The sequence below is a fragment of the Rhizobium sp. LjRoot254 genome (assembly GCF_964254105.1).
Lineage (GTDB): Bacteria > Pseudomonadota > Alphaproteobacteria > Rhizobiales > Rhizobiaceae > Rhizobium_E.
Genome location: NZ_CAXUSM020000001.1, coordinates 1611655 through 1632896 on the forward strand (window position 1 = coordinate 1611655; position 21242 = coordinate 1632896).

Annotated in this window: 21 protein-coding genes and 1 riboswitch; of the genes, 18 read left to right on the forward strand and 3 right to left on the reverse strand. The window is 62.2% G+C overall.

Translation table 11 applies throughout. The annotated features are described in order from the left end of the window. Positions 1 to 286: 286 nt before the first annotated feature. On the reverse strand, positions 287 to 607 hold the full coding sequence (locus tag ACSQ26_RS07800; protein ID WP_436007887.1) for a hypothetical protein: 321 nt from the start codon (positions 605 to 607) through the stop codon (positions 287 to 289). 234 nt (positions 608 to 841) lie between these two features. On the opposite strand from ACSQ26_RS07800, the gene ACSQ26_RS07805 reads away from it, so the two are divergent. The 11 genes from ACSQ26_RS07805 to ACSQ26_RS07855 all read left to right on the forward strand — a co-directional run bounded on the left by ACSQ26_RS07805 (position 842) and on the right by ACSQ26_RS07855 (position 12927). Then, entirely contained in the window at positions 842 to 2299 is a 1458-nt protein-coding gene (locus ACSQ26_RS07805; protein WP_436007889.1) for a cobyric acid synthase, read from the forward strand. A gap of 191 nt (positions 2300 to 2490) precedes the next feature. Then, positions 2491 to 4080, forward strand: a complete 1590-nt coding sequence (locus ACSQ26_RS07810; RefSeq protein ID WP_436007891.1) for a peptidoglycan-binding protein — start codon at positions 2491 to 2493, stop codon at positions 4078 to 4080. Between the two features lie 118 nt (positions 4081 to 4198). Next, positions 4199 to 4570, forward strand: a riboswitch (cobalamin riboswitch). Between the two features lie 44 nt (positions 4571 to 4614). Beyond that, positions 4615 to 4806 (forward strand): CbtB domain-containing protein, encoded by a 192-nt coding sequence (locus ACSQ26_RS07815; RefSeq protein ID WP_436007893.1) that lies wholly within the window; start codon positions 4615 to 4617, stop codon positions 4804 to 4806. Between the two features lie 12 nt (positions 4807 to 4818). Further along, entirely contained in the window at positions 4819 to 5553 is a 735-nt protein-coding gene (locus ACSQ26_RS07820) for a CbtA family protein (protein WP_436007895.1), read from the forward strand. Positions 5554 to 5555: 2 nt separating this feature from the next. Then, positions 5556 to 6077 carry a bifunctional adenosylcobinamide kinase/adenosylcobinamide-phosphate guanylyltransferase gene (gene cobU / locus ACSQ26_RS07825; RefSeq protein ID WP_436007897.1) on the forward strand — a complete coding sequence of 174 codons (522 nt, stop codon included), beginning with the start codon at positions 5556 to 5558 and terminating at the stop codon, positions 6075 to 6077. A 4-nt stretch (positions 6078 to 6081) separates the two neighbouring features. Beyond that, complete coding sequence (gene cobW / locus ACSQ26_RS07830) at positions 6082 to 7131, forward strand: cobalamin biosynthesis protein CobW (protein ID WP_436007899.1); 1050 nt, start codon at positions 6082 to 6084, stop codon at positions 7129 to 7131. A gap of 61 nt (positions 7132 to 7192) precedes the next feature. Further along, on the forward strand, positions 7193 to 11086 hold the full coding sequence (gene cobN, locus ACSQ26_RS07835) for a cobaltochelatase subunit CobN (protein WP_436007901.1): 3894 nt from the start codon (positions 7193 to 7195) through the stop codon (positions 11084 to 11086). Between the two features lie 35 nt (positions 11087 to 11121). Further along, a complete protein-coding gene (locus ACSQ26_RS07840) occupies positions 11122 to 11382 on the forward strand; it encodes a type II toxin-antitoxin system Phd/YefM family antitoxin (RefSeq protein ID WP_436007903.1) in 261 nt (86 codons plus the stop codon). Beyond that, entirely contained in the window at positions 11379 to 11675 is a 297-nt protein-coding gene (locus ACSQ26_RS07845; RefSeq protein WP_436007905.1) for a Txe/YoeB family addiction module toxin, read from the forward strand. Before ACSQ26_RS07840 ends, ACSQ26_RS07845 begins: the two co-directional genes overlap by 4 nt. Beyond that, positions 11672 to 12304 carry a cob(I)yrinic acid a,c-diamide adenosyltransferase gene (gene cobO / locus ACSQ26_RS07850; protein WP_436007907.1) on the forward strand — a complete coding sequence of 211 codons (633 nt, stop codon included), beginning with the start codon at positions 11672 to 11674 and terminating at the stop codon, positions 12302 to 12304. Before ACSQ26_RS07845 ends, cobO begins: the two co-directional genes overlap by 4 nt. A 203-nt stretch (positions 12305 to 12507) precedes the next feature. Next, positions 12508 to 12927 (forward strand): MerR family transcriptional regulator, encoded by a 420-nt coding sequence (locus tag ACSQ26_RS07855; RefSeq protein ID WP_436007909.1) that lies wholly within the window; start codon positions 12508 to 12510, stop codon positions 12925 to 12927. 42 nt (positions 12928 to 12969) lie between these two features. Here ACSQ26_RS07855 and ACSQ26_RS07860 read toward each other — a convergent pair whose 3' ends face one another. Together ACSQ26_RS07860 and ACSQ26_RS07865 are read right to left on the reverse strand one after the other, a co-directional pair. Continuing rightward, positions 12970 to 13245, reverse strand: coding sequence for a type II toxin-antitoxin system ParD family antitoxin (locus ACSQ26_RS07860; protein WP_436007911.1), 276 nt, complete (start codon positions 13243 to 13245; stop codon positions 12970 to 12972). 89 nt (positions 13246 to 13334) lie between these two features. Continuing rightward, positions 13335 to 14120, reverse strand: coding sequence for a TSUP family transporter (locus ACSQ26_RS07865; RefSeq protein WP_436007913.1), 786 nt, complete (start codon positions 14118 to 14120; stop codon positions 13335 to 13337). Between the two features lie 141 nt (positions 14121 to 14261). On the opposite strand from ACSQ26_RS07865, the gene ACSQ26_RS07870 reads away from it, so the two are divergent. The 7 genes from ACSQ26_RS07870 (at position 14262) to cbiB (ending at position 21131) form a co-directional block, all read left to right on the forward strand. Further along, positions 14262 to 15182, forward strand: coding sequence for a hypothetical protein (locus ACSQ26_RS07870; RefSeq protein WP_436007915.1), 921 nt, complete (start codon positions 14262 to 14264; stop codon positions 15180 to 15182). Between the two features lie 3 nt (positions 15183 to 15185). Beyond that, positions 15186 to 15581 (forward strand): cobalamin biosynthesis protein, encoded by a 396-nt coding sequence (locus ACSQ26_RS07875; RefSeq protein ID WP_436007917.1) that lies wholly within the window; start codon positions 15186 to 15188, stop codon positions 15579 to 15581. Positions 15582 to 15671: 90 nt separating this feature from the next. Beyond that, positions 15672 to 16622, forward strand: coding sequence for a nucleoside hydrolase (locus ACSQ26_RS07880; protein WP_436007919.1), 951 nt, complete (start codon positions 15672 to 15674; stop codon positions 16620 to 16622). A gap of 194 nt (positions 16623 to 16816) precedes the next feature. Then, positions 16817 to 17659, forward strand: coding sequence for a uroporphyrinogen-III C-methyltransferase (gene cobA / locus ACSQ26_RS07885; protein ID WP_436007921.1), 843 nt, complete (start codon positions 16817 to 16819; stop codon positions 17657 to 17659). Beyond that, positions 17656 to 18948 (forward strand): cobyrinate a,c-diamide synthase, encoded by a 1293-nt coding sequence (locus tag ACSQ26_RS07890; RefSeq protein ID WP_436007923.1) that lies wholly within the window; start codon positions 17656 to 17658, stop codon positions 18946 to 18948. The genes cobA and ACSQ26_RS07890 overlap by 4 nt, the downstream gene beginning before the upstream one ends. Continuing rightward, entirely contained in the window at positions 18945 to 20150 is a 1206-nt protein-coding gene (locus ACSQ26_RS07895) for a threonine-phosphate decarboxylase (protein ID WP_436015155.1), read from the forward strand. The genes ACSQ26_RS07890 and ACSQ26_RS07895 overlap by 4 nt, the downstream gene beginning before the upstream one ends. Beyond that, positions 20151 to 21131 (forward strand): adenosylcobinamide-phosphate synthase CbiB, encoded by a 981-nt coding sequence (gene cbiB / locus ACSQ26_RS07900; protein WP_436007925.1) that lies wholly within the window; start codon positions 20151 to 20153, stop codon positions 21129 to 21131. Positions 21132 to 21242 lie beyond the last annotated feature (111 nt).

Here is a 21242-nt window from a genome sequence, read left to right on the forward strand (position 1 = left end):
AACACCTGTCATGGCCGAGCTTTGACACTTTCTGTTCAATGTGCGTCGTCGGATTACGACTGCATTTTTTTTGGCCTAGCCCCAAAAAAAATTTTAAATGCGCCCATAATTCGACCCCGATAACGATCCGGTAACGATGTGTGGGCTAATTGTCTCCTCACGGGAGGCCAAAAGCCCTCCGTCTCCGGATCAGGTATTGCGTACCGGAGCCTAATTTTCAGACCGTGTTTCTGGTCATGTCGCCCACCGTCAATGGCGAGATGGCGTTTGTCGCGCCGGGCAAACTTCAATTGGTCAGCATCATCCCTTTGGCGACGCCGCCCTCCGGGCCGTATTTCGTGATCCCGAGCGAGCATATGAACGCATTGTTGCGTTGTCTGATCTTGCGGATGTCGTAAGCGGCGCGCCGGACAAACCAGCGCTCGTCGCGCGAGCCCGGCGTGAGATCGATGCCGTTGAGCATGGCGAACCTGTCCAGTGCCTTCCGGTTGATCTTCAGGCTGGGGCAGAGTTCTAGGATCTTGTAGATCTCGGAGACCTTTTCGTGTGGAGAGACCGGCTGCGCGGCGAGCGGCGCTGCGATCATCATCAGAGGCATGAGCATCATGGAAATTTTTCGCATGTGAACCCCGGCATCGTTTGCCGGCGGTTTCACCGCGAATCAAGATTCGACCCCCGCCGGTCGTGAAGAGAATTGTACAATTCAGCAGGTTCTAAAGCAATCATTTGGGCACTATTAAATTTAGCCGGCGAAATTTAATAGTCGCGGACAGCCCTGCGAAAGGCGGCTTGCGCGCGGCGCCGCGCGATGGCATTTGCAGTGCGGGCCAAGGAGAATGTGATGACCAGGGCGATCATGCTGCAGGGAACCGGATCGGATGTGGGCAAGACCGTGCTTGTCGCCGGCCTCTGCAGGCTTGCCGCCAATCGCGGCCTCAAGGTGCGGCCGTTCAAGCCGCAGAACATGTCGAACAACGCCGCGGTCAGCGACGACGGCGGCGAGATCGGCCGGGCGCAATGGCTGCAGGCCATGGCCGCGCGGGTGCCGAGTTCGGTCCATATGAACCCTGTATTGCTCAAGCCGCAAACCGACAATGGCAGCCAGATCGTCGTCCAAGGCCATGTCTACGGCCAGGCGAAGGCGCGCGATTACCAGAGGCTGAAGCCGGAACTGCTCGGCCGGGTGCTCGAAAGCTATGAGACAGTCACGGCTGGCGCCGATCTCGTCATCGTCGAGGGCGCCGGTTCGCCTGCCGAGATCAATCTGCGACCGGGCGACATCGCCAACATGGGGTTTGCCCGCGCGGCCGGGGTGCCGGTCGTGCTGGTGGGCGACATAGACCGGGGCGGGGTGATCGCATCAATCGCCGGCACCCACCTGATCCTGCCGCCCGAGGACCGTGCGATGATATCGGGCTATCTGATCAACAAGTTCCGTGGCGACGTGACGCTCTTCGATGACGGCATCAGTGCGATCGAGCGCTTTACCGGCTGGCCCTGTTTCGGCGTCATCCCCTGGCTCCGGGATGCGGGACGGCTGCCGGCCGAGGATTCTGTCACGCTCGAACGGCTGGCGAAGGGCGAGGCGAGGGCGCTGAAAGTCGCCGTGCCGGTCACGCCGAGGATCGCCAATTTCGACGATTTCGACGCGCTGCGGTCGGAGCCTTCGGTCGAACTCGTTTTCGTCAGGCCCGGCGAGCGGATGCCCGCAGACGCGGGGCTGGTGGTGCTGGCCGGTTCGAAGGCAACGATCTCGGACCTCATCTCGCTCAAGGCCGAAGGTTGGGACAAGGACATCTTGGCGCATGCGCGGCGCGGCGGACGCGTGATCGGCATTTGCGGCGGCTACCAGATGCTCGGGCGCACCGTGCGCGATCCGCTCGGGATCGAAGGCAGTGTTGCGGAGATCGAGGGACTCGGCCTGCTCGATGTCGAGACCGTGATGGCGCCCGAAAAGCGGCTCGCGAATTCCTCGGCGCGGTCGATACCGTTCGAGACGGCGCTTTCAGGCTACGAAATCCATCTCGGCGAAACACAGGGTCCGGATCATGTCAGGCCCTATGTCGAGATCGAGGGCCGGGCCGATGGAGCGATGTCCGTCGATGGCAGGATCGCGGGGACCTATCTGCACCGCCTGTTCGACAGCGATGGTTTTCGCGCGCGGCTTCTGGCGAGCTTCGGGATCGAGGGCGGACAGTCGGATTACCGGACGTCCGTCGACGATGCATTGGACGGCGTCGCCGCCGAGCTTGAGCGGCATCTCGATCCGCACTGGCTCGACGCGCTGATGGCCCGTTGAAACGAGATGTTCAGCAACAGTTCATGTTGCCGACAATAAAGTTTCGAATAAATGGACCGCACCAACCGTGCATAGGATGAACAGGCGTCGCGTACGTCTTTTATCGTGCTTTCTATTTTCAGCCGCGCTATGATTAGAATATCTTGACATAGTGGAGCTGAAACAAAGATTTCAGGCAAACGGGGGAAGAAATGAATTTGCCCAAACACATCAATATCCTGATGGCATCCGTCGTCACGTTTTCAGTTGCTATTTCGCCGATCGAGATCTCGGTCGCGTATGCGCAGAGTGCTCCCGCGGCGGAAGCGCCGGGCGATTCGGGCTGGCAGAAGGAATTCGAGCTGTGGCGCACCTCCAACAAGGGCGGCAAGCCGGCTGACTATCAGAAATATCTCCGCGTCTATCCCAACGGCAAGTTCGCCAATGTCGCCAAGCGCCGGATTGAAGAGCTGAATGCCGCGACCCAGACGGCTGTCCCGGCCGACGAGACCGCAGCTGTCAACGACGCCTCCAAGAACGTACCCGCCGACAATGCGCAATCGACCGCCGATGCGGCCAAGGATGTCGAACTGTGGCGCCAGGTCTCCAAGACAGGCAAGCAGGCGGACTACGAGAAATACCTGAAGCAATTCCCGAACGGCAAGTTCGCCAAGGTCGCCAAGACCCGTATCGAGAACCTCGTTGCCAAGACCAATGCGCCGGCCGAAGAGTCCGTCGAGGTCGCCTCCAAGAAGGTCGAGCCCGCGCAGGACGTCCAGGCCGACGACCAGCAGGCCGAGGTACAGGACCAGGCGGACACCCAGCCGGTCGCCCAGGACCAGGCCCAGACCGATGCTGGGGACGACAACGCCGCGACAGAGACCGCGCAGACGGAAGAGAAGCCCGCTGCCGGCGCAGATTGGGAACAGGAATACGCGCTGTGGAAGGCCGCCTCGGACGGCAACACGGTGACCGAATACGAAGCCTATCTCCGGACCTATCCGAACGGCAAGTTCGCGGCCATCGCCCAGGCCCGCGTCGTGCAACTGACGGCCGCCGAACAGCCCGATCCGACGATTGCCGAGGGCGACGACACGCAGAACGATGCGACCAACAAGGCCAATGTCGCCGGCAACCGCAAGAACAACAAGCAGCAGCCCGACGATCAGGCCGCCGAGGACGACCAGTCCCAGCCGGCAGACGATCAGGCGCAGGACACGGCCAACCTGGACAACACGCAGGATGACGATTCGGCGGCCGCCGATCGGCAGAACAGCATGGCGAAGAAGCAGGGTGGGCTCACCCAGCAGCCGGACCAGGCGCAGGATCAGAACCAAGACCAGAACCAGCAGCAGGCCCAGTATACCGAAGGTTCCGAGGACATCGAAGCCTCTGTGCTCGACCGCGAGCAGCGCCACGAGTTGCAGGGCCGCCTGAGCGCGCTCGGCTACGACACGCTGGGTACCGACGGCGCCTTCGGTCCGCGCACCCGTGATGCCATCGCCTCCTGGCAGCAGGACAACGGCGCGCCGGTGACCGGCTATCTCTCGGAAGACCAGATCGACGCGATCCGCGTTGCTTCGGCCGCGTCCTATGCGACCTGGCTGGCGACCGCTGCTCCGGTGGTGATCCGCCGCGTGCGCCCGCGTACCGAATGGGTTGTGGTCCGGCCGCGCTATGTGGTCAGGCGCCCAGCCGCGGTGGTCGTGGTCAAGCCCTTCCGCAACAGGGCTCGGTACAACAACCGCGTAAAGGTCAAGATCAGGTTCAATGGCGGCTGCCGCAAGCGGCGCCGTTGCTGAGCGGCATTAATACTAGCTTTGAACGGGGCGCTTCGGCGCCCCGTTTTCATTTTGGGCGCCTGGCGTATTCGCGACAGGCAGATGTCGATATGCCGATTGACTTGGGTCCGTGGACCCTCTAGATTCCAGCCTGTTTGGTTCCCAGCGGGCATAAGCCCAAGGGATCAAAAGGGAATGGGAAGAATGGACCCAATCAGGGCGTTTTCATCCCGGCCGACCCCGCGACTGTAGAGCGGACAAGCAAATTCCAGGGGTGTTTTCAAAGCCTGACGTGACCAAGGCAATAGTGCCGGGGCGGATGGCGGAGAGAGTGCTTCAAAGCCACTGAAGGGCCAATGCGGCAACACGGGGCGGGACGCCTCCCATCTACGAATTGTCCCCCACGCGCAAAGGCAAAACCTTCGGGAAGGCGAGGAAGATGCGTTGGCTCATGCTCAAGCATGGGCCTGGACCCGTGAGCCAGGAGACCTGCCAGACAACACGGGCGCATTCGCGCCAAAAAGGCTTATTCTTGCCAGCAGCACGGAGGTTGTTATGGCGCATTCTGCAGTTTCTACCCGGTCTACTTCGGTTTCGGCCATCCCGGTTTCGGATCGTCTCGTCGCGGGCGTGCTCGCCCTGCTTCTCGGCTCGTTCCTGATCTTCGGCGCCGGCTTTGCGCATTCGTCCGTGTTGCATGACACCGCACACGACGTTCGCCATGCCAACGGCTTTCCCTGCCACTAAAGGGCCATCAAAATGATCGTCAAATATCTTCTGGCTGCGCTTGTGGCCGGACTGCTGGCTGGTGCGCTCCAGACGGTGGCGCAGCAGGCGAAGGTCGTTCCGCTGATTCTCGAGGCGGAGAAATACGAAAACGCGCCCGCCGAGAAACATGACCATACGACCGGCCTGAATCTCACGCTGGTCAGCAAGGCCTATGCTCATGAGCACGAAGCAACGGCTGCGGCTGGTGCAGAGGAAGAGGGCGGCATGCTGTTCGGCGTCAACCGGATCACCGGCACGCTGATGGCAAACCTGGTGTCGGGCGCCGGCTTTGCACTGATCCTGATGGCGGTGATCTTCCTCACCGGTAGGGTCATCACACTCGGCAATGGCGTTCTGTGGGGTTCGGCCGCATGGCTCACCTTCCATCTGATGCCCTCGATCGGCCTGCCGCCAGAGCTTCCGGGCTTTCCGGCCGCTGAGCTCTTCGATCGCCAGCTATGGTGGGTCGGTACGGTGGTCGCCACGGCCGTCGCGCTCTATCTTCTGGTTCTGCGCAAGGAAGTCTGGGCCAAGGTCGCGGGCATCGGGATGCTGGCGTTACCGCACGTCGTCGGCGCGCCACAGCCGACCGATATCAGCAGCAATGTCCCTGCGATCCTCGCGGCTGAATTCGCCGTCGCGACGCTCTCGGCGGGCCTGTTCTTCTGGGTCGTGCTTGGCCTGTTCATGGGCGCGATCAACGATCGCTGGCTGAAGACGGCCTGACCATGAACGCCCCGAGCAGTGCCGTCCTGGTGCTGGGCGGGGCGCGATCCGGCAAATCGGCTTTTGCGGAAAGGCTGGTCGCGGAGACCGGCCTTTCACGCCATTACATCGCCACCGGCCGGGCCTGGGACGACGAGATGCGCGAGCGCATCGCGAAACACAGGTCCGATCGCGGCGAAGGCTGGCGGACGCATGAGGAGCCCTTGGCGCTGGTCGAGCGGCTCGAAGCGCTCGATGATCCCGGCAACGTGATCCTGGTCGACTGCCTGACGCTCTGGGTCACCAACCTGATGATGGAAGAGCTAGATATGGCCGGGGAATTCGCCCGGCTGGCGGATTTCATACCGAGGGCCAAGGCGAAGCTCGTTCTGGTTTCCAACGAGGTGGGGCTCGGCATCGTGCCTGACAACCGCATGGCGCGGGAATTCCGCGATCATGCCGGACGGCTCCACCAATCGATCGCGGCCGCTGCCGCCGAAGTGTATTTCGTGGCGGCCGGTCTGCCGCTCAAGATGAAGGGTTGAAGCAATGCAGAAGATACCGGCCACGGTGATCACCGGCTTTCTCGGCGCGGGCAAGACGACGATGATCCGCAACATGCTGATGAATGCCAATGGCAAGAAGATCGCGCTGATCATCAATGAATTCGGTGATCTCGGCGTCGATGGCGACGTGCTGAAGGGCTGCGGCGCGGAAGCCTGCACCGAGGACGATATCATCGAGCTCAACAATGGCTGCATCTGCTGCACGGTTGCTGACGACTTCATTCCGACGATGGAAAAGCTGCTGGCGCGCAAGGTCCGGCCCGACCACATCATCATCGAGACATCGGGTCTTGCGCTGCCACAGCCGCTGGTCGCTGCCTTCAACTGGCCGGGGATCAAGACGGCCGTAACGGTCGATGGGGTCGTGACGGTGGTCGATAGCGCCGCCGTCGCTGCCGGCCGCTTCGCGGACGATCACGATGCGCTCGATGCCCAGCGGGTCGAGGACCAGGGCCTCGACCACGAAAGCCCGATTGAGGAACTGTTCGAGGACCAGTTGACCGCCGCCGACCTGATCGTGCTGAACAAGGCCGACCTGCTCGACGCGGCGGGCCTGCAGTCCGTCCGCGATATTGTCTCCAACGCCATATCCCGCAAGCCGCGGATGATCGAGGCGCGCAACGGCGACCTGCCGGCTTCGGTTTTGCTCGGCCTTGGCGTCGGCACAGAGGATCATATCGATCTGCGCAAGTCGCATCACGAACTTGAGCATGAAGGCGCGCCGCACGACCACGATCATGACGAGTTCGAGAGCTTCATCGTCGAACTCGGCGCACTTGACGATGCCAATGCCTTCGTGGACGCACTCAAGCCGGTGATCGACCGCCACGATATCCTGCGGCTCAAGGGCTTTGCCGAGGTGAAGGGCAAGCCGATGCGGCTGGTGATCCAGGCGGTCGGCTCGCGCATCGACACCTATTTCGACCGGCCATGGACGGCAAGCGAGAAGCGCGGCACGCGGCTGGTGGTGATCGGCCTGCATGACGAGATGGACGACGAGGCTATAATGCGGGATATCAAGGCGCTGGGTTGAGTTTGCCGCTCCGCTCGCTGTCGTGGCATAGTAGGCCGAGTACTATTCAGGACGGCAGCTGATGCATCTACTTCTTGCCCAGAAGGGTTCGATTTCCGAAGGCGACGAGGCGTTCGACCTTGGCCAGTCGCCGGGCGATATCCTGTTTCTATCTGCCGCCGATACCGAAATTGCCAGCGTTGCGGCCTTCGCCAACAAAGGCGGGCCGAGCTGGCGGCTGGTCAATCTGGCGAGCCTCAAGCATCCGATGTCGATCGACATGTGGATCGACAAGACCGCCCGGCATGCCAAGCTTGTGGTGTTGCGGGCACTCGGTGGCGTGAGCTATTTTTCCTATCTGATCGAAGCGCTGACGGCTGCTGCGAAGGCACATGGTTTCAAGTTCGCGGCGCTACCGGGTGACGATCGGCCGGATGCCGGGCTCGATCCCTGGTCGACGGTGGCAGGCGAGGACTGCGCGCGGTTGTGGTCCTATCTGGTCGAGGGCGGCGAGACGAACATGTCGCGGTTTGCCGGGATGGCCGAGGCGCTGGTTTCGGGTGGTGACAGGCCGGAGAAGGCCGAGACGCTTGCCAAGGCGGGGATTTGGTGGCCGGGCAGGGGTGTGATTGATGTCGATGCGTGGGAACGTGTGGCTTCACCCCCCTCTGTCCTGCCGGACATCTCCCCCTCAAGGGGGAAGATTGACTCGTGGGGATCGTCCCGCGTCTCATTGACCGACGAGTCTACAGGTACCAGCTTGGAGGAAGAGGCACGGTTCGCGCTCCATCCATTCTCCCCCCTTGTGGGGGAGATGTCCGGCAGGACAGAGGGGGGTGCCAAGACCGCTCCGCTCGCCGTCATCACCTTCTACCGCGCACTGGTCCAGAGCGGGCAGACCCAGCCCGTCGAGGCGTTGATCGAGGCGCTGGCGAAGCGTAGCCTTCGCGTATTGCCGATCTTCGTTTCCAGCCTGAAAGACGCATTTTCGGCAAACATGATCCGTGAACTCTTCGCGCGCTTCTCGCCCGCTGTCGTGCTCAACTCGACGAGCTTCGCCGTCGTCTCGCCTGGCGCCGAGAAAACCGGAACGGTGCTGGACGAGACCGGCGCCCAGGTGCTGCAAGTGATCTTCTCGGGTTCATCGAGGGAAAGCTGGGAGGGCTCCAGCATGGGGCTTTCGGCCCGCGACCTGGCCATGAATGTCGCGCTGCCGGAGGTCGATGGGCGGGTGCTGGCGCGGGCGGTGTCATTCAAGCGTGCGGCGAGTTTCGATGAACAAGCGCAAGTCAATATCGTTACGCCCGAGGCGCTGCCTGACAGGGTGGATTTCGTTGCCGATCTGGCGGCGGCGTGGGCGCGGCTTCGCCATCTCGAAAGTGCCGACAAGCACATCGCGCTGATCCTCGCCAATTACCCGAACCGGGATGGCCGGCTCGGCAATGGCGTGGGCCTCGATACGCCGGCCGGTTCGGTCGAGGTGCTGAAGGCCATGCGGGAGGCCGGCTATGTAACCGGCGAATTGCCAGCCGATGGCGATGCACTGATCGCACATCTGATGGCCGGACCGACCAATGCGGCGACCGACGGCCGGGTGATCCGCGAGACGTTTTCGCTCAGTCATTACAAGACCTTCTTCGCAACGCTTCCCGCTCTGATTCAGGATGAGGTGACGAGCCGCTGGGGTGCGCCGGAGAGCGATCCTTTCTTTCTCGATGGCGCGTTCGCGCTGCCGTTGGCACGTTTCGGCAATGTCATGACCGGTATCCAGCCGGCGCGCGGCTATAATATCGATCCGAAGGAAACGTACCATTCGGCCGACCTCGTGCCGCCGCATGGCTATCTCGCCTTCTATGCCTTCCTGCGGCGCGAGTTCCGCGCCGATGCCGTGATCCATATGGGCAAGCACGGCAATATGGAGTGGCTGCCGGGAAAGGCGATGGCGCTATCGGAGGCCTGCTATCCCGAGGCGGTGTTTGGCGCGACCCCGCACCTCTATCCCTTCATCGTCAACGATCCGGGCGAGGGGACGCAGGCCAAGCGGCGCTCCTCAGCCGTGATCATCGACCACCTGACGCCGCCGCTGACGCGGGCGGAGAGCTACGGTTATCTCAAGGATCTTGAGGCCCTCGTGGATGAATATTACCAGGCGCAGGGTACCGATCCACGGCGGCTGAGGCTGCTCAAGAAGCAGATCCTCGACCTTGCCGGCGATACCGGACTTGGTCAGGACGTCGGCATTTCGGGTCTCGACGAGGACATGGCGCTGCAGAAGCTCGATGCCTGGCTTTGCGACCTGAAGGAGATGCAGATCAGGGACGGGCTGCATGTGTTCGGCGTGTCGCCGGAGGGGCGATTGCTGACGGACCTCACCGTGGCTCTGGCGCGTTCGCCGCGCGGGAGCGGCGAGGGGGCCGGGCAGAGCTTGCAGCGGGCGATTGCGGGGGATTTGTTGGGTGGATACACATTCGACCCTCTCGATTGCGAGATGGCCGCACTATGGACCGGACCGAAGCTAGACGTTCTGGCCGGACTTTTCGATGGCCTCTGGCGCACCAATGCCGACACCGTCGAGCGGATCGAAATGCTGGCGGCAAATCTGGTTTGCGGCGACATTGAGTGCCCGTCGAACTGGCTCCAGACTCAGTTGGTCATGGATGAGATCGAAACCCGTCTCAAACCCTCCATCTTGGCTTGCGGTCCGGCCGAAATCGACGCCCTGATGACCGGCCTCTCGGGACGCTTCGTGGCACCCGGCCCCTCCGGCGCGCCGACGCGCGGCCGGCCGGATGTGCTGCCGACCGGCAGGAATTTCTATTCCGTCGATACCCGCTCGGTCCCGACGCCGACCGCCTGGGAGCTCGGACGCAAGTCCGCCGAATTACTCGTCACCCGCTATGTGCAGGATCACGGGGACTGGCCGACATCGATGGGCATCACCGCCTGGGGCACATCCAACATGCGCACTGGCGGCGACGACATTGCCCAGGCGCTCGCGCTGATCGGCGCCAAGCCGGTCTGGGACATGGGTTCGGCGCGGGTGACCGGATACGAGATCATTCCGATGGCGGTGCTCGGCCGCCCCCGCGTCGATGTGACGCTGAGAATATCGGGCTTCTTCCGTGATGCCTTTCCCGAGCAGATCGCGCTGTTCGATCGGGCGGTGCGGGCGATCGGCGCGCTTGACGAGGACGAGGGCGACAACCCAATCGCCGCGCGGATGGTGCGTGAGGCGGAGATATCGGGTACACGCCAGGCCGGCCACCGAATCTTCGGTTCGAAGCGGGGGACGTATGGCGCGGGCCTGCAGGCTCTGATGGACGAGAACCTCTGGGACGATCGCGCTGAGCTGGCGACAAGTTTCCTCGACTGGGGCGGCTATGCCTATGGCACGCAGGAAGAGGGCGAGGCCGCGCGCGAACTCTTTGCCGAGCGGATGAAGACGATCCAGGCCGTGGTGCAGAACCAGGACAATCGCGAGCACGACCTGCTTGATTCCGACGACTACTACCAGTTCGAAGGCGGCATGGCTGCCGCCGCCGAACATCTCTCCGGCAATAGGCCGGCGATCTATCACAACGACCATTCGCGGCCGGAAAAGCCGGTCGTGCGGTCGCTCGACGAGGAAATCTCGCGCGTCATGCGCGGCCGCGTGGTCAATCCCAAGTGGATCGCAGGTGTCATGCGGCATGGCTACAAGGGTGCGGCCGAGATCGCCGCGACGGTGGATTTCATGTTCGCCTTCGCGGCAACGACGGGCGCGGTGAAGGATCATCATTTCGAAGCGGCTTACCAGGCGTTCCTGATGGACGACGCAGTGCGGGGGTTCATCGAGGAGAAGAACGAGGCGGCACTGAGGGACATCGCGAAGCGATTCCTCGATGCGATCGATCGCGGCATGTGGAAGCCGAAATCCAACTCCGCCCGTTTCGGGCTGGGGGAGATGGCGTCGGCGGGACTTGAAAAATTGCCCTGAAGCTTGTACATATTCACGTACAAAGGAGAATGGCCATGGCCTATGTCAACGTTTCGGATTTTCGCCAGAATCTCGCGGCTCATCTGGATGCGATGGAAGATAGCGGCGCGCCATTGTTCGTGACGCGCAGCAAGCGCAAGGCCGTGGTCATCATGTCGGAAGACGAATATGCGAGCATGGCGGAGACGCTGCATTTGCTTTCGAATCCGGTGAACGCAGCCCATTTGCGCGAGTCTATCGCACAGATGAATGCAGGACAGATCATTGAGATGGATCCGGCGGATCTTGATAAATGAAGTTGATCCAGTGGACGGAGAAGTCGTGGTCGGACTACGCTTATTGGCAGGAAAATGACCTAGCTATCGTCGATAAAATCAACCTGATGATCAAGGAGTGCCTGCGAACACCTTTCATTGGCATCGGCAAACCAGAACCGTTGAGAGGTGAGTTGTCAGGGCTTTGGTCGAGGCGACTAACGGCTGAGCATAGATTTGTGTATTCGGTTCAGGGCCGCAATCCCGAGCAGGTACTTCACATACTCGCCTGCCGCTTCCATTATGATAACGTTGGAAAGAAACGACGCAATTGACCGAGGAAACCACCGAGACCGTCGTCCATGACGGTGCCCGCCATGCCGAGAAGATGGCCAAGAAGAAGGCCGCGCGCGACAAGATCATGGCGACCAAGGTCGGCGAGAAGGGTCTGATCATCGTCAATACCGGCAAGGGCAAGGGCAAGTCGACAGCCGGCTTCGGGATGATCTTCCGGCATATCGCGCATGGCATGCCCTGCGCGGTCGTGCAGTTCATCAAGGGCGCGATGGAGACCGGCGAGCGCGACCTGATCGACCGGCATTTCGCCGATCTCTGCGAATTCCATACAATGGGCGAGGGCTTCACCTGGGAGACGCAGGACCGCGCCCGCGACGTGGCGGCGGCGCAGGCAGCCTGGGCCAAGGCCAAGGAACTCATCTCATCCGGCGAGAAGAGCATGGTGTTGCTCGATGAGATCAATATCGCGCTAAGATACGATTATCTCGACGTGGCGGAGGTGATCGCATTTCTCCAGAACGAAAAGCCGCCGATGTGCCATGTCGTGATGACGGGCCGCAACGCCAAGGACGAGTTGATCGAGATCGCCGACCTGGTGACCGAGATGGAATTGATCAAGCATCCGTTCCGGTCGGGCATCAAGGGCCAGAAGGGCGTCGAATTCTAGGACCGATCGCCATTCAGCTGATGCCGGTCTGCAAATGGCGATTTTCTGCGCTGCCGGTGCTCGCGTACCTTAAGTACGCTCCGCTCCGGTTCTCGAAAACCACCCTTTTCGACTCGGCCTGAGCTGAATGTCGATCGGTCCGATGGTCATTGAAATTCCGAATGCACATGCCCATCATATCTCCAGAGACTGGAGGTTTTGGCATGAAGGAATTTTCGATCGGTGAACTGGCCGGCGCGACCGGCGTCAAGGTGCCGACCATCCGCTATTACGAGGATATCGGGCTGATGCCCTTGGCACCGCGCACCGGCGGTGGGCAGCGGCGTTACTCGGCCAAAGCGCGTGACAGGCTGGGTTTCATTGCCCATGCGCGCGAGATGGGCTTTTCGCTCGATGCGATCCGCAGCCTGATCGATCTCTCGGACCATCCCGAAAAGCCGTGCCACGGCGCCGACCGGATCGCGGCCGACCGGCTCGCCGATGTCGAGCGTCGCATCGCGCGGCTGACGCGACTGAAAAGCGAGTTGGAGCGGATGCTGGAGGGTCACCGTTCGGGCATTGCCGCCGATTGCCGGATCATCGAGGTGCTGAGCGATCACAGCCATTGCGAGGCGGATCATTGAAAGCTGGTGCGCCGGCCAGATCAGGCGGGCGCGAAGGCGTAATCAATGTCTGACCTTGTCTGGCGTGCCGGAATCGAGTTCGGCATCGAGCTCTTCGATCAGTTGCTCGATCGACAGGTCACTCTCGAATCCCTCGATGTCCATAGCGTCACCCGCTTCGAGGTGGGCGATCAACGTGGCAAGCTTCGCCTCACGGGCTTCGAGCGCGCGCAGCGCCTCGCGAATGACCTCGTTGGCCGTATCGTAACGGCCGCTTGCGACCTGCTTGGTGACGAACTGGTCCCAGTGATCCCCGAGACCCAGATTGGTGGTGGCCATAGCGTGCTCCTATCCAAGAAGCCGGACATGACCACAGGCGGCTGGCGCGGGGCTGGCCTTGAAACGCTCTGGACGCCAATCCACCCGCCTTACACGCCAATCCAGCTACGCACAGGGTTGGATGGATCGGCGAGCAGCCGGATCGCCAGCGCGATACAGGCGGTGACGAGCAGGGGGCGGATGATCTTCGCACCGCTTTTCATGGCGAGCCGAGAGCCGGCCTGGGCGCCCAGGAACTGGCCGATGCCCATGACCAGACCCGCTTTCCAGAGGATGACGCCCGAAAACGCAAAGACCGCGAACGCCCCGATATTCGATGCGAAATTCAGCATCTTGGTATGCGCGGTTGCCTTCAGCAGGCCGAAGCCGATCAGAGTGACGAAGGCGAGCATGAAGAACGAGCCGGTGCCGGGGCCGAAGATGCCGTCGTAGAAGCCGATGAGGGGCACCAGTGTCAGGCCGAAGAGAAATGGTGTCATCTTCTGGTGCTGATCGACATCGCTGATATTGGGCTTGAGCAGGAAATAGAGAGCGATGGCGATCAACAGAATCGGCATCAGCGCCCTCAGCACGTCGCCCGGCACAAATGTGGTCAAGGCGGCACCAAGCGCCCCACCCAGCGTCGACATCAGCGCCATCGGTAATTGCGACCTGACATTCACATGGCCGGCCCGCGCATAGGCGAGCGTCGCGGAGCCCGAGCCGAACAGCGATTGCAGCTTGTTGGTGCCGAGCGTCTCGATCGGCGAGAAGCCGGCCAGCAGCATGGCCGGCACCGAGATCATGCCGCCGCCGCCGGCGATCGCATCGACGAAGCCGGCGAGGAAGGCCGCGAGGAAGAGAAGGGTGAGGAGATAAAGGGTGATTTCAGGCAAGGCGGGCTCGATTTGAATGCGCGGGCACATTGCCCAAGCCGGCTCCGCACTTCAAGTGCGATAGGAAGCCGGGCATGCTTTTGGCTTGACGCCGAGGCTCGGCAAATGTCAATCCTCCGCGGGATTTCCAATGGACGAACGATGGCCCGAAAGATCATTATCCACTGTGGCGCGCCGAAGACGGGCTCCACCAGCTTCCAGCACCTGCTCTATGACAACCGCGAGCGCATGCTGAAGGCCGGCTTCTATTTCCCCGCCGTTTCCAGAAAGAAGCGCGAGGCGGACGACATCCGCATCATGCTGTCCAACCTCAAGGGCGAGGGCGGGCGGAAGAAGGAGATCAAGCAGGTCCGCAAGCTGATCGAAACGTTGTTCGAGCAGAACAGTGTGCACACGCTGATCATTTCGAATGAAGGCCTGCTTGGAAAGCCCGCAGTCAAGGGCAACAAGACCTTTCTGCCGAAAGCGGAGGAATCGGCGCGGCTGATGGCCGAAGCGCTTGAAGGCTATGATGTGGAAGTGCGCTACTTCATCCGCGATTTCGCCGGCTTCCTGCCCTCCTGGTATGTCCAGCAGGTCAGGATGGGCAATGACATGGAGTTCGAGAAGTTCGTCCGTGCCTACAACCTCGAAAAAGCGACATGGGCGCCGGCCGTTGCCTCGCTGCGCAAGCATTTCGGTGTCGAGCGTGTCGAAATCTATGACCATGCCGATCTGGTCAAGGATGCGCACGGTCTGTTTAGCCGGGCCTTTCCCGAGATCATGACGGCACTCGGCGAGGCAGGGCGCTCGCCGCCCAACAAGAACATGTCGATCGGCAGGGGCATGGTGAATGCCTACCGCCGCTGGAACGGGATTGCGGCGAGAATAGGCTGGTCGGCGGGGTCGCGGAAGTCGATCCAGCATATCGGGCGCCGCTACGTCCTGCTGCCGTTCGAGCGGTTTTCCAAGTCCGAGAAGATCAGGTTCGATGCCGAAACCGCGGCGCGGATGACGGCGCGCTACAAGGCCGATATCGAGGCGATCAAGGCCGCGGCGCCGACGCCGACTTTGGGAGGATAGAAGGTGAAGCGCGAGCTCGTGATCGGCCTGGGTGTTTCGCAAACCGCTTCGGGCCGTGAGGCAGCCGATGCGGCGATGCAGGCGCTTTCCGCAGCCGGTCTGCAGGACGAGGCGGTGCTGGCGATCGCAACGATCTTCGGCCGCGCCGAGCATCCCGCGGTGCAGGCCGTCGCATCCTATTTCGGCGTGTCGGTGATCGTCTTCGATGCTACACGTCTCGAGCAGGAGACGCCGAGGCTTGCCAACCCCTCGGATGGGCTTTTCGAGCGGATCGGCTGTCATGGTGTGGCTGAGGCTGCCGCACTTGCCGCGACCGGGCCGGCTGGCGCGCTGGTTATCGAGAAGACCAAGTCGGGCGGCGTGACGATCGCGGTGGCGGAAGCCGCTCGTAGCACGTGACCAATCATTAAAAATGACTGGAAATTTGGCGCGGGCTTTGCGAAAGCTCTGCGCACCTCAAACAACAAGAAAAATTGGACGGGCTCTCATATGCACAAAGTGATTTTTGACACCGATCCCGGTGTCGATGACGCCATGGCGCTGCTGTTTCTCGCGCGCCATCCCGAGATCGACCTGATCGGCATCACCACCGCCTTCGGCAATGCCTCGATCGAGACGACGACGCGCAACGCGCAATATCTCAAGCAGCAATGGGGCATTTCGGCGCCGATCGCCAAGGGTGCCGCCGAGCAGTACGAACCGGGCAGGGCGACGCATCCGTTCCCGGCCTATATCCACGGCGATGACGGGCTCGGCAATATCGGCATTCCCGATGTCGTCGATGTGCCGCTCGATCCGCGCCCGGCGCATCAGTTCATCATCGACTCCATCAAGGCCAATCCGGGCGAGATCGTGCTCGTCGCCGTCGGCCGCATGACCAACCTCGCCAATGCGCTCAAGGCCGCGCCCGAGATCACGGGTCTTGTGAAGGAAGTCATCATCATGGGTGGCGCGATCGACGTGCCCGGCAATGTGACACCCGCCGCCGAAGCCAATATCCATGGCGACCCGGAAGCCGCCGATGCCGTGATGATCGCGCCCTGGAAGGTGGTCGTCGTCGGCCTCGATGTGACGCTCAAGACGACGATGACGCGCCAGACCATGGCCGCGCTTGCGCGAAAGGGCGGCAAGGACGTCGAATTGCTCGACCGGCTGTCGCAATTCTACATCGATTTCTACAAGGGCCAGGTGCGCGACAGCATGGTGGTGCACGATACCTGCGCCTGCGTCTATCTCGTTGCCCGCGAACTGTTCACCACCCGCTCGGGCGTGGTACGCGTGCTGACCACGGGTATCGGCGAAGGCATGACTGTCCAGAAGCCCGACGGCATGACATTCGGCACCAGCCAGTGGGACAACCTGCCGAGCCAACTGGTTTGCACGGATGTCGATGCTGCCGGCGCAATGAAGCTCGTCGAGGAGACGCTGGTCCGGCAGTGAAGGTCGAATCGATTCAACGGTTTGCCGCTGGGGGTTGATACATAGAATCCGGATGTTGATATCCGGATTCCGGTAGTGTCGCGCGCCAAGCAAAACCCTTGACGTTTCCAGACGCATGCCGGCTTGCCGCCCATCGTAGCGTCGGCAAGAATTGGCGGATTGCGTTTATGCCTGTCGCGGCATAGGAAATGACGATGGACGACGTGCTTTTTTCCGACCTGCCGGCCTTCGAGCCCGGTACCGTGTGGCTGACCGGCGCAGGACCGGGCGATCCCGGGCTGCTGACGCTGCTCGCCGTCAAGGCGCTGCGCGAGGCCGATCACGTGGTTTATGACGCGCTGGTCGATGAAGGCTGCCTCAGGCTCGCGCGGTCCGGCGCCGTGCTCGAATATGCGGGAAAGCGCGGCGGCAAACCGTCCCCCAAGCAGCGTGATATTTCTCTCAGGCTTGTCGAGCTTGCGCGCTCGGGCAAGCGGGTGCTCAGGCTCAAAGGCGGCGACCCCTTCGTCTTCGGGCGTGGCGGCGAAGAAGCGCTGATGCTGGTCAATCATGGCATCGCCTTCCGCATCGTACCGGGTGTCACGGCGGGTATCGGCGGGCTCTCCTATGCCGGAATCCCAGTGACCCATCGGGCGATCACCCATGTGGTGACCTTCCTGACAGGGCATGATTCCTCGGGCCTCGTGCCCGACCGCATCGATTGGCCGTCGATCGCCAAGGGCTCGCCTGTGATCGTCATGTATATGGCGATGAAGCATATCGGCGAAATCACGCGGCATCTCATCGAGGCAGGACGGTCGCCGCAGGAGCCCGTGGCCTTCGTCTGCAACGCATCGACCGCGAAGCAGACGGTGCTCGAAAGCACGCTTGGAACGGCGGTCGCCGATTGTGAGGCAGCCAGGCTCGAACCGCCTGCCATCGTCGTGGTCGGCGAGGTGGTGCGACTGCGCGATGGGCTCGACTGGCTCGGCGCCCTCGGCGGCAAGCAATTGGTAGGCGACCCGTTGGGCACCGAGAGCCTCAGGGATCCAGCATGAGCGGCTTGCTGATCGCCGCTCCGTCCTCCGGTTCGGGCAAGACGACTGTGACGCTCGGGCTGCTCAGGGCATTGAGCCGGCGCGGCATTGCGGTTACGCCGGGCAAGGCCGGGCCCGATTATATCGATCCGGCATTCCATGCCATTGCCTGCGGTGCGACCTGCCTCAACTACGATCCCTGGGCGATGCGGCCCGAGCTGCTGGGTTTTCAGGCGTCGGGCGAAGGGCCGCTCGTCATCGAGGCGATGATGGGTCTCTATGACGGTGCGGCGGATCATACCGGTTCGCCGGCGAGCCTCGCCAAGCTTCTCGATCTCTCCGTCGTGCTGGTGGTCGATTGCGCCAGGCTTTCCCATTCGGTGGGTGCGATGGTGCGCGGGTTCGTCTCGCACGATGCCGACTTGCACATATCAGGGATCATCCTCAACAAGGTTGGCAGCGCGCGCCACGAATCAATGCTGCGCGCCGGGCTTGCCGGGCTTGCGGTGCCCATCCTCGGCGTGATCTACCAGGACAAGCTGCTCGGCCTGCCCGAACGGCATCTCGGCCTGGTGCTGGCGCAGGAGATTGAGGGCATAGAAGCCTTCATGAACCATGCGGCCGAAGTGGTTACCGCGACTTGCGATATCGATGCATTGGCGGCGTTGGCCGCGCGAGAGGTCGCATCAGGAGCGAGGCCGGATTGCACGGTGCCGGCTCTCGGGCGCCATGTCGCAGTGGCCCGCGACGAGGCCTTCGCCTTCATCTATCCGCATCTCGTCGATGGCTGGCGGGCGGAGGGTGCCGAGATCTCGTTTTTCTCGCCTCTAGCCGACGAAGGCCCGGATGAAACGGCCGATGCGGTCTTCCTGCCCGGTGGCTATCCGGAACTGCATGCCGGCCGGCTGAGCGCTGCTGAGACTTTCCGCGCATCGATGCTGGAACGCGCGGCTTCCGGCGCCGTGATCTATGGCGAGTGCGGCGGCTACATGACTCTGGGTGAGGCGCTTGTCGATGCGTCAGGTGTGGAATGGCCGATGCTGGGGCTGTTGCCGCTGACCACCAGCTTTGCCACGCGCAAGCGGCATCTCGGATATCGGAAGGTCACAGCGCTCGCCGGACCCTATGCGGGGACGCGGCTCTCGGCGCACGAATTTCACTATTCGACCGTCGTGCATGAAGGCCAGGCCGAGCGGCTCTTCGATGCCGTGGATGCCGCCGGTGAACCGGTCGGACTGGCGGGGCTGGTGCGGGAGAATGTGTCGGGCTCCTACATGCACCTGATCGATCTCGCCGGGGCTGGAGCCTGATGGCTGGTATCGTCCATGGCGGCGGCCTGACCGCTGCTTGCGCGCGTTATGGCGGCGAGCCGGGCGATTGGCTGGATCTTTCGACCGGAATCAACCCCAACATGGTGGCGCTGCCGGAGATTCCCACTGCGGTCTGGAACAGGTTGCCCGACGCGGCACTGGAATTGGCGGCGCGGGAGGCAGCGCGGGATTGGTATCTGCCTGAGCGCGGCACATCCCCCTCTGTCCTGCCGGACATCTCCCCATCGAGGGGGGAGATCGACTCGTTGCCAGCACCTCGTTCCAACGCGGAAATCGAAGATGTGGCAAACCTCGGCTGGCTTGGGGCAGTGGGCGAGCCGCATACAATCTCCCCCCTTGAGGGGGAGATGCCCGGCAGGGCAGAGGGGGGTGATGCCGCACATTCCACGGGAAACCTCCCCCTCCCAGTCCCCGGCACCCAGTCCTTCATCCAGATACTGCCCAAGCTCGTACCCGCCGACCGCCCCGTCGCGATCCTCTCGCCGACCTATGGCGAATATGCCCATTGCTTCCGCCGGGCCGGGATGGTGGTCGATGCGATCGGCTCGCTCGATGAATTGACCGACGAGCAGGGCACTCTGGTCATCGTCAATCCCAACAATCCCACCGGTGGCACGTTCTTGCGGCAGGAACTGACCGGGTTGGCGGCCCGGATGCGCCAGCAGGGCGGCCATCTGCATGTCGACGAGGCATTTGGCGATGCGCGGCCGGAATTGTCGCTGGCTGCGCTGGCTGGCGAAACGCCAGGCGTCACCGTCAGCCGGTCGTTCGGCAAGTTCTTTGGTCTTGCCGGGTTGCGGCTCGGCTTCGTGTTCGCGGTTCCCGAGGCACTGGAAACCATCGAAGCCGAACTCGGCCCTTGGGCGGTATCGGGTCCGGCGCTCTATCTCGCACACGAGCTGATGCAGGGCGACCGGATGAGGATTCTCTCGGAGATCCTGGCACGGCGGGCGGCACTCGCCTCCATACTCGACGCGGCAGGGTTGGAAACCGTCGGCGGCACGGAACTCTTCGCACTTGTTCGCCAGAATCGCGCGCAAGACCTATTTGAACATCTGGCGCGCTTGCATATATTGGTGAGGAAGTTCGATTATGCCGGGGACTGGCTCAGGATCGGACTGGCGCCGGATGAACAGGGGGATCGGCGGCTCGCGCAAGCGCTGGCCTCCGCAAGGGACTGAATGTACACACTTTATGTGCTGTTTCTTGCCCTGCTCGTGGATCGGGCGGTGGGCGATCCGGAAAGTGCATGGTCGCGCATTCCCCATCCCGTCGTCCTGTTCGGCAAGGCCGTGGGCTTCTGCGAGTGGCAGTTCAATCACAAGGGTCTCAGCGAACGCGACCGGCGCGCCTATGGCATCATGGCGATCCTGGCATTGCTGATCGCGAGCATCATGGCCGGCGTGCTGATGTCGCGGTTGTTCGTCTATGCCGGCTTTTTCGGTGTTGTCGCAGAGATCATCATCGTCGCCGTGCTGTTGGCGCAGAAGAGCCTTGTTGACCATGTCAGCGCCGTGGCCAATGGGCTGCGCAAGGACGGTATTGTCGGCGGGCGCAAGGCGGTGTCCATGGTGGTCGGGCGGGATCCGAACACGCTCGATCGCGCCGGTGTCTGCCGTGCGGCAATTGAAACTCTTGCCGAGAATTTCTCGGATGGCGTGATCGCACCGGCGCTTTTCTATGCCGTGTTCGGCCTGCCGGGCCTGTTCGCCTACAAGATGCTGAACACCGCCGATTCGATGATCGGCCACATGACACCACGCTACCGGCAGTTCGGCTGGGCATCGGCGAAGCTCGACGATATCGCCAATTGGCCGGCGGCCCGGCTTTCGGCCGTTCTGATCGCGCTCGGCACGTGGTTCCGCCGCGGCAAACCTTCGGCACGGCAATCGATCAGCGTGGCCTTGCGGGATCATGGCCTGCATCGCTCGCCCAATTCCGGCTGGCCGGAATCGGCCATGGCCGGCTCACTCGACGTGGCACTTGCAGGTCCCCGAACCTATGCCGGCGAAGAGGTGATGGAGCCGATGCAGAATTCCGCCGGGCGCAAGAATATCGGCCCGACTGACATAGATTCTGCGATCGAGGTCTTCTGGGCGGCGTGCAGCATATTTACCGCGCTCGTGCCCATGACGGCGTTGTTTTTCATTCTAGTGCTTTGAGATCGCTCTCTATTCAGCTTGCACGGCGTCGTGCTTCCGGGCGGTTGTCTAGTTCCAAGTTAACCTTATCTGATCGTTATCCCGCCGTTAACCAGTCCCTTTAATCCATTG

What these genes read in the sequence shown, in the direction of transcription:
- ACSQ26_RS07800 (WP_436007887.1), bottom strand. Translation starts at nt 607, where the DNA reads ATGATGCTCATGCCTCTGATGATGATCGCAGCGCCGCTCGCCGCGCAG.
- ACSQ26_RS07805 (WP_436007889.1), top strand. Translation starts at nt 842, where the DNA reads ATGACCAGGGCGATCATGCTGCAGGGAACCGGATCGGATGTGGGCAAG.
- ACSQ26_RS07810 (WP_436007891.1), top strand. Translation starts at nt 2,491, where the DNA reads ATGAATTTGCCCAAACACATCAATATCCTGATGGCATCCGTCGTCACG.
- ACSQ26_RS07815 (WP_436007893.1), top strand. Translation starts at nt 4,615, where the DNA reads ATGGCGCATTCTGCAGTTTCTACCCGGTCTACTTCGGTTTCGGCCATC.
- ACSQ26_RS07820 (WP_436007895.1), top strand. Translation starts at nt 4,819, where the DNA reads ATGATCGTCAAATATCTTCTGGCTGCGCTTGTGGCCGGACTGCTGGCT.
- cobU (WP_436007897.1), top strand. Translation starts at nt 5,556, where the DNA reads ATGAACGCCCCGAGCAGTGCCGTCCTGGTGCTGGGCGGGGCGCGATCC.
- cobW (WP_436007899.1), top strand. Translation starts at nt 6,082, where the DNA reads ATGCAGAAGATACCGGCCACGGTGATCACCGGCTTTCTCGGCGCGGGC.
- cobN (WP_436007901.1), top strand. Translation starts at nt 7,193, where the DNA reads ATGCATCTACTTCTTGCCCAGAAGGGTTCGATTTCCGAAGGCGACGAG.
- ACSQ26_RS07840 (WP_436007903.1), top strand. Translation starts at nt 11,122, where the DNA reads ATGGCCTATGTCAACGTTTCGGATTTTCGCCAGAATCTCGCGGCTCAT.
- ACSQ26_RS07845 (WP_436007905.1), top strand. Translation starts at nt 11,379, where the DNA reads ATGAAGTTGATCCAGTGGACGGAGAAGTCGTGGTCGGACTACGCTTAT.
- ACSQ26_RS07855 (WP_436007909.1), top strand. Translation starts at nt 12,508, where the DNA reads ATGAAGGAATTTTCGATCGGTGAACTGGCCGGCGCGACCGGCGTCAAG.
- ACSQ26_RS07860 (WP_436007911.1), bottom strand. Translation starts at nt 13,245, where the DNA reads ATGGCCACCACCAATCTGGGTCTCGGGGATCACTGGGACCAGTTCGTC.
- ACSQ26_RS07870 (WP_436007915.1), top strand. Translation starts at nt 14,262, where the DNA reads ATGGCCCGAAAGATCATTATCCACTGTGGCGCGCCGAAGACGGGCTCC.
- ACSQ26_RS07880 (WP_436007919.1), top strand. Translation starts at nt 15,672, where the DNA reads ATGCACAAAGTGATTTTTGACACCGATCCCGGTGTCGATGACGCCATG.
- cobA (WP_436007921.1), top strand. Translation starts at nt 16,817, where the DNA reads ATGGACGACGTGCTTTTTTCCGACCTGCCGGCCTTCGAGCCCGGTACC.
- ACSQ26_RS07890 (WP_436007923.1), top strand. Translation starts at nt 17,656, where the DNA reads ATGAGCGGCTTGCTGATCGCCGCTCCGTCCTCCGGTTCGGGCAAGACG.
- cbiB (WP_436007925.1), top strand. Translation starts at nt 20,151, where the DNA reads ATGTACACACTTTATGTGCTGTTTCTTGCCCTGCTCGTGGATCGGGCG.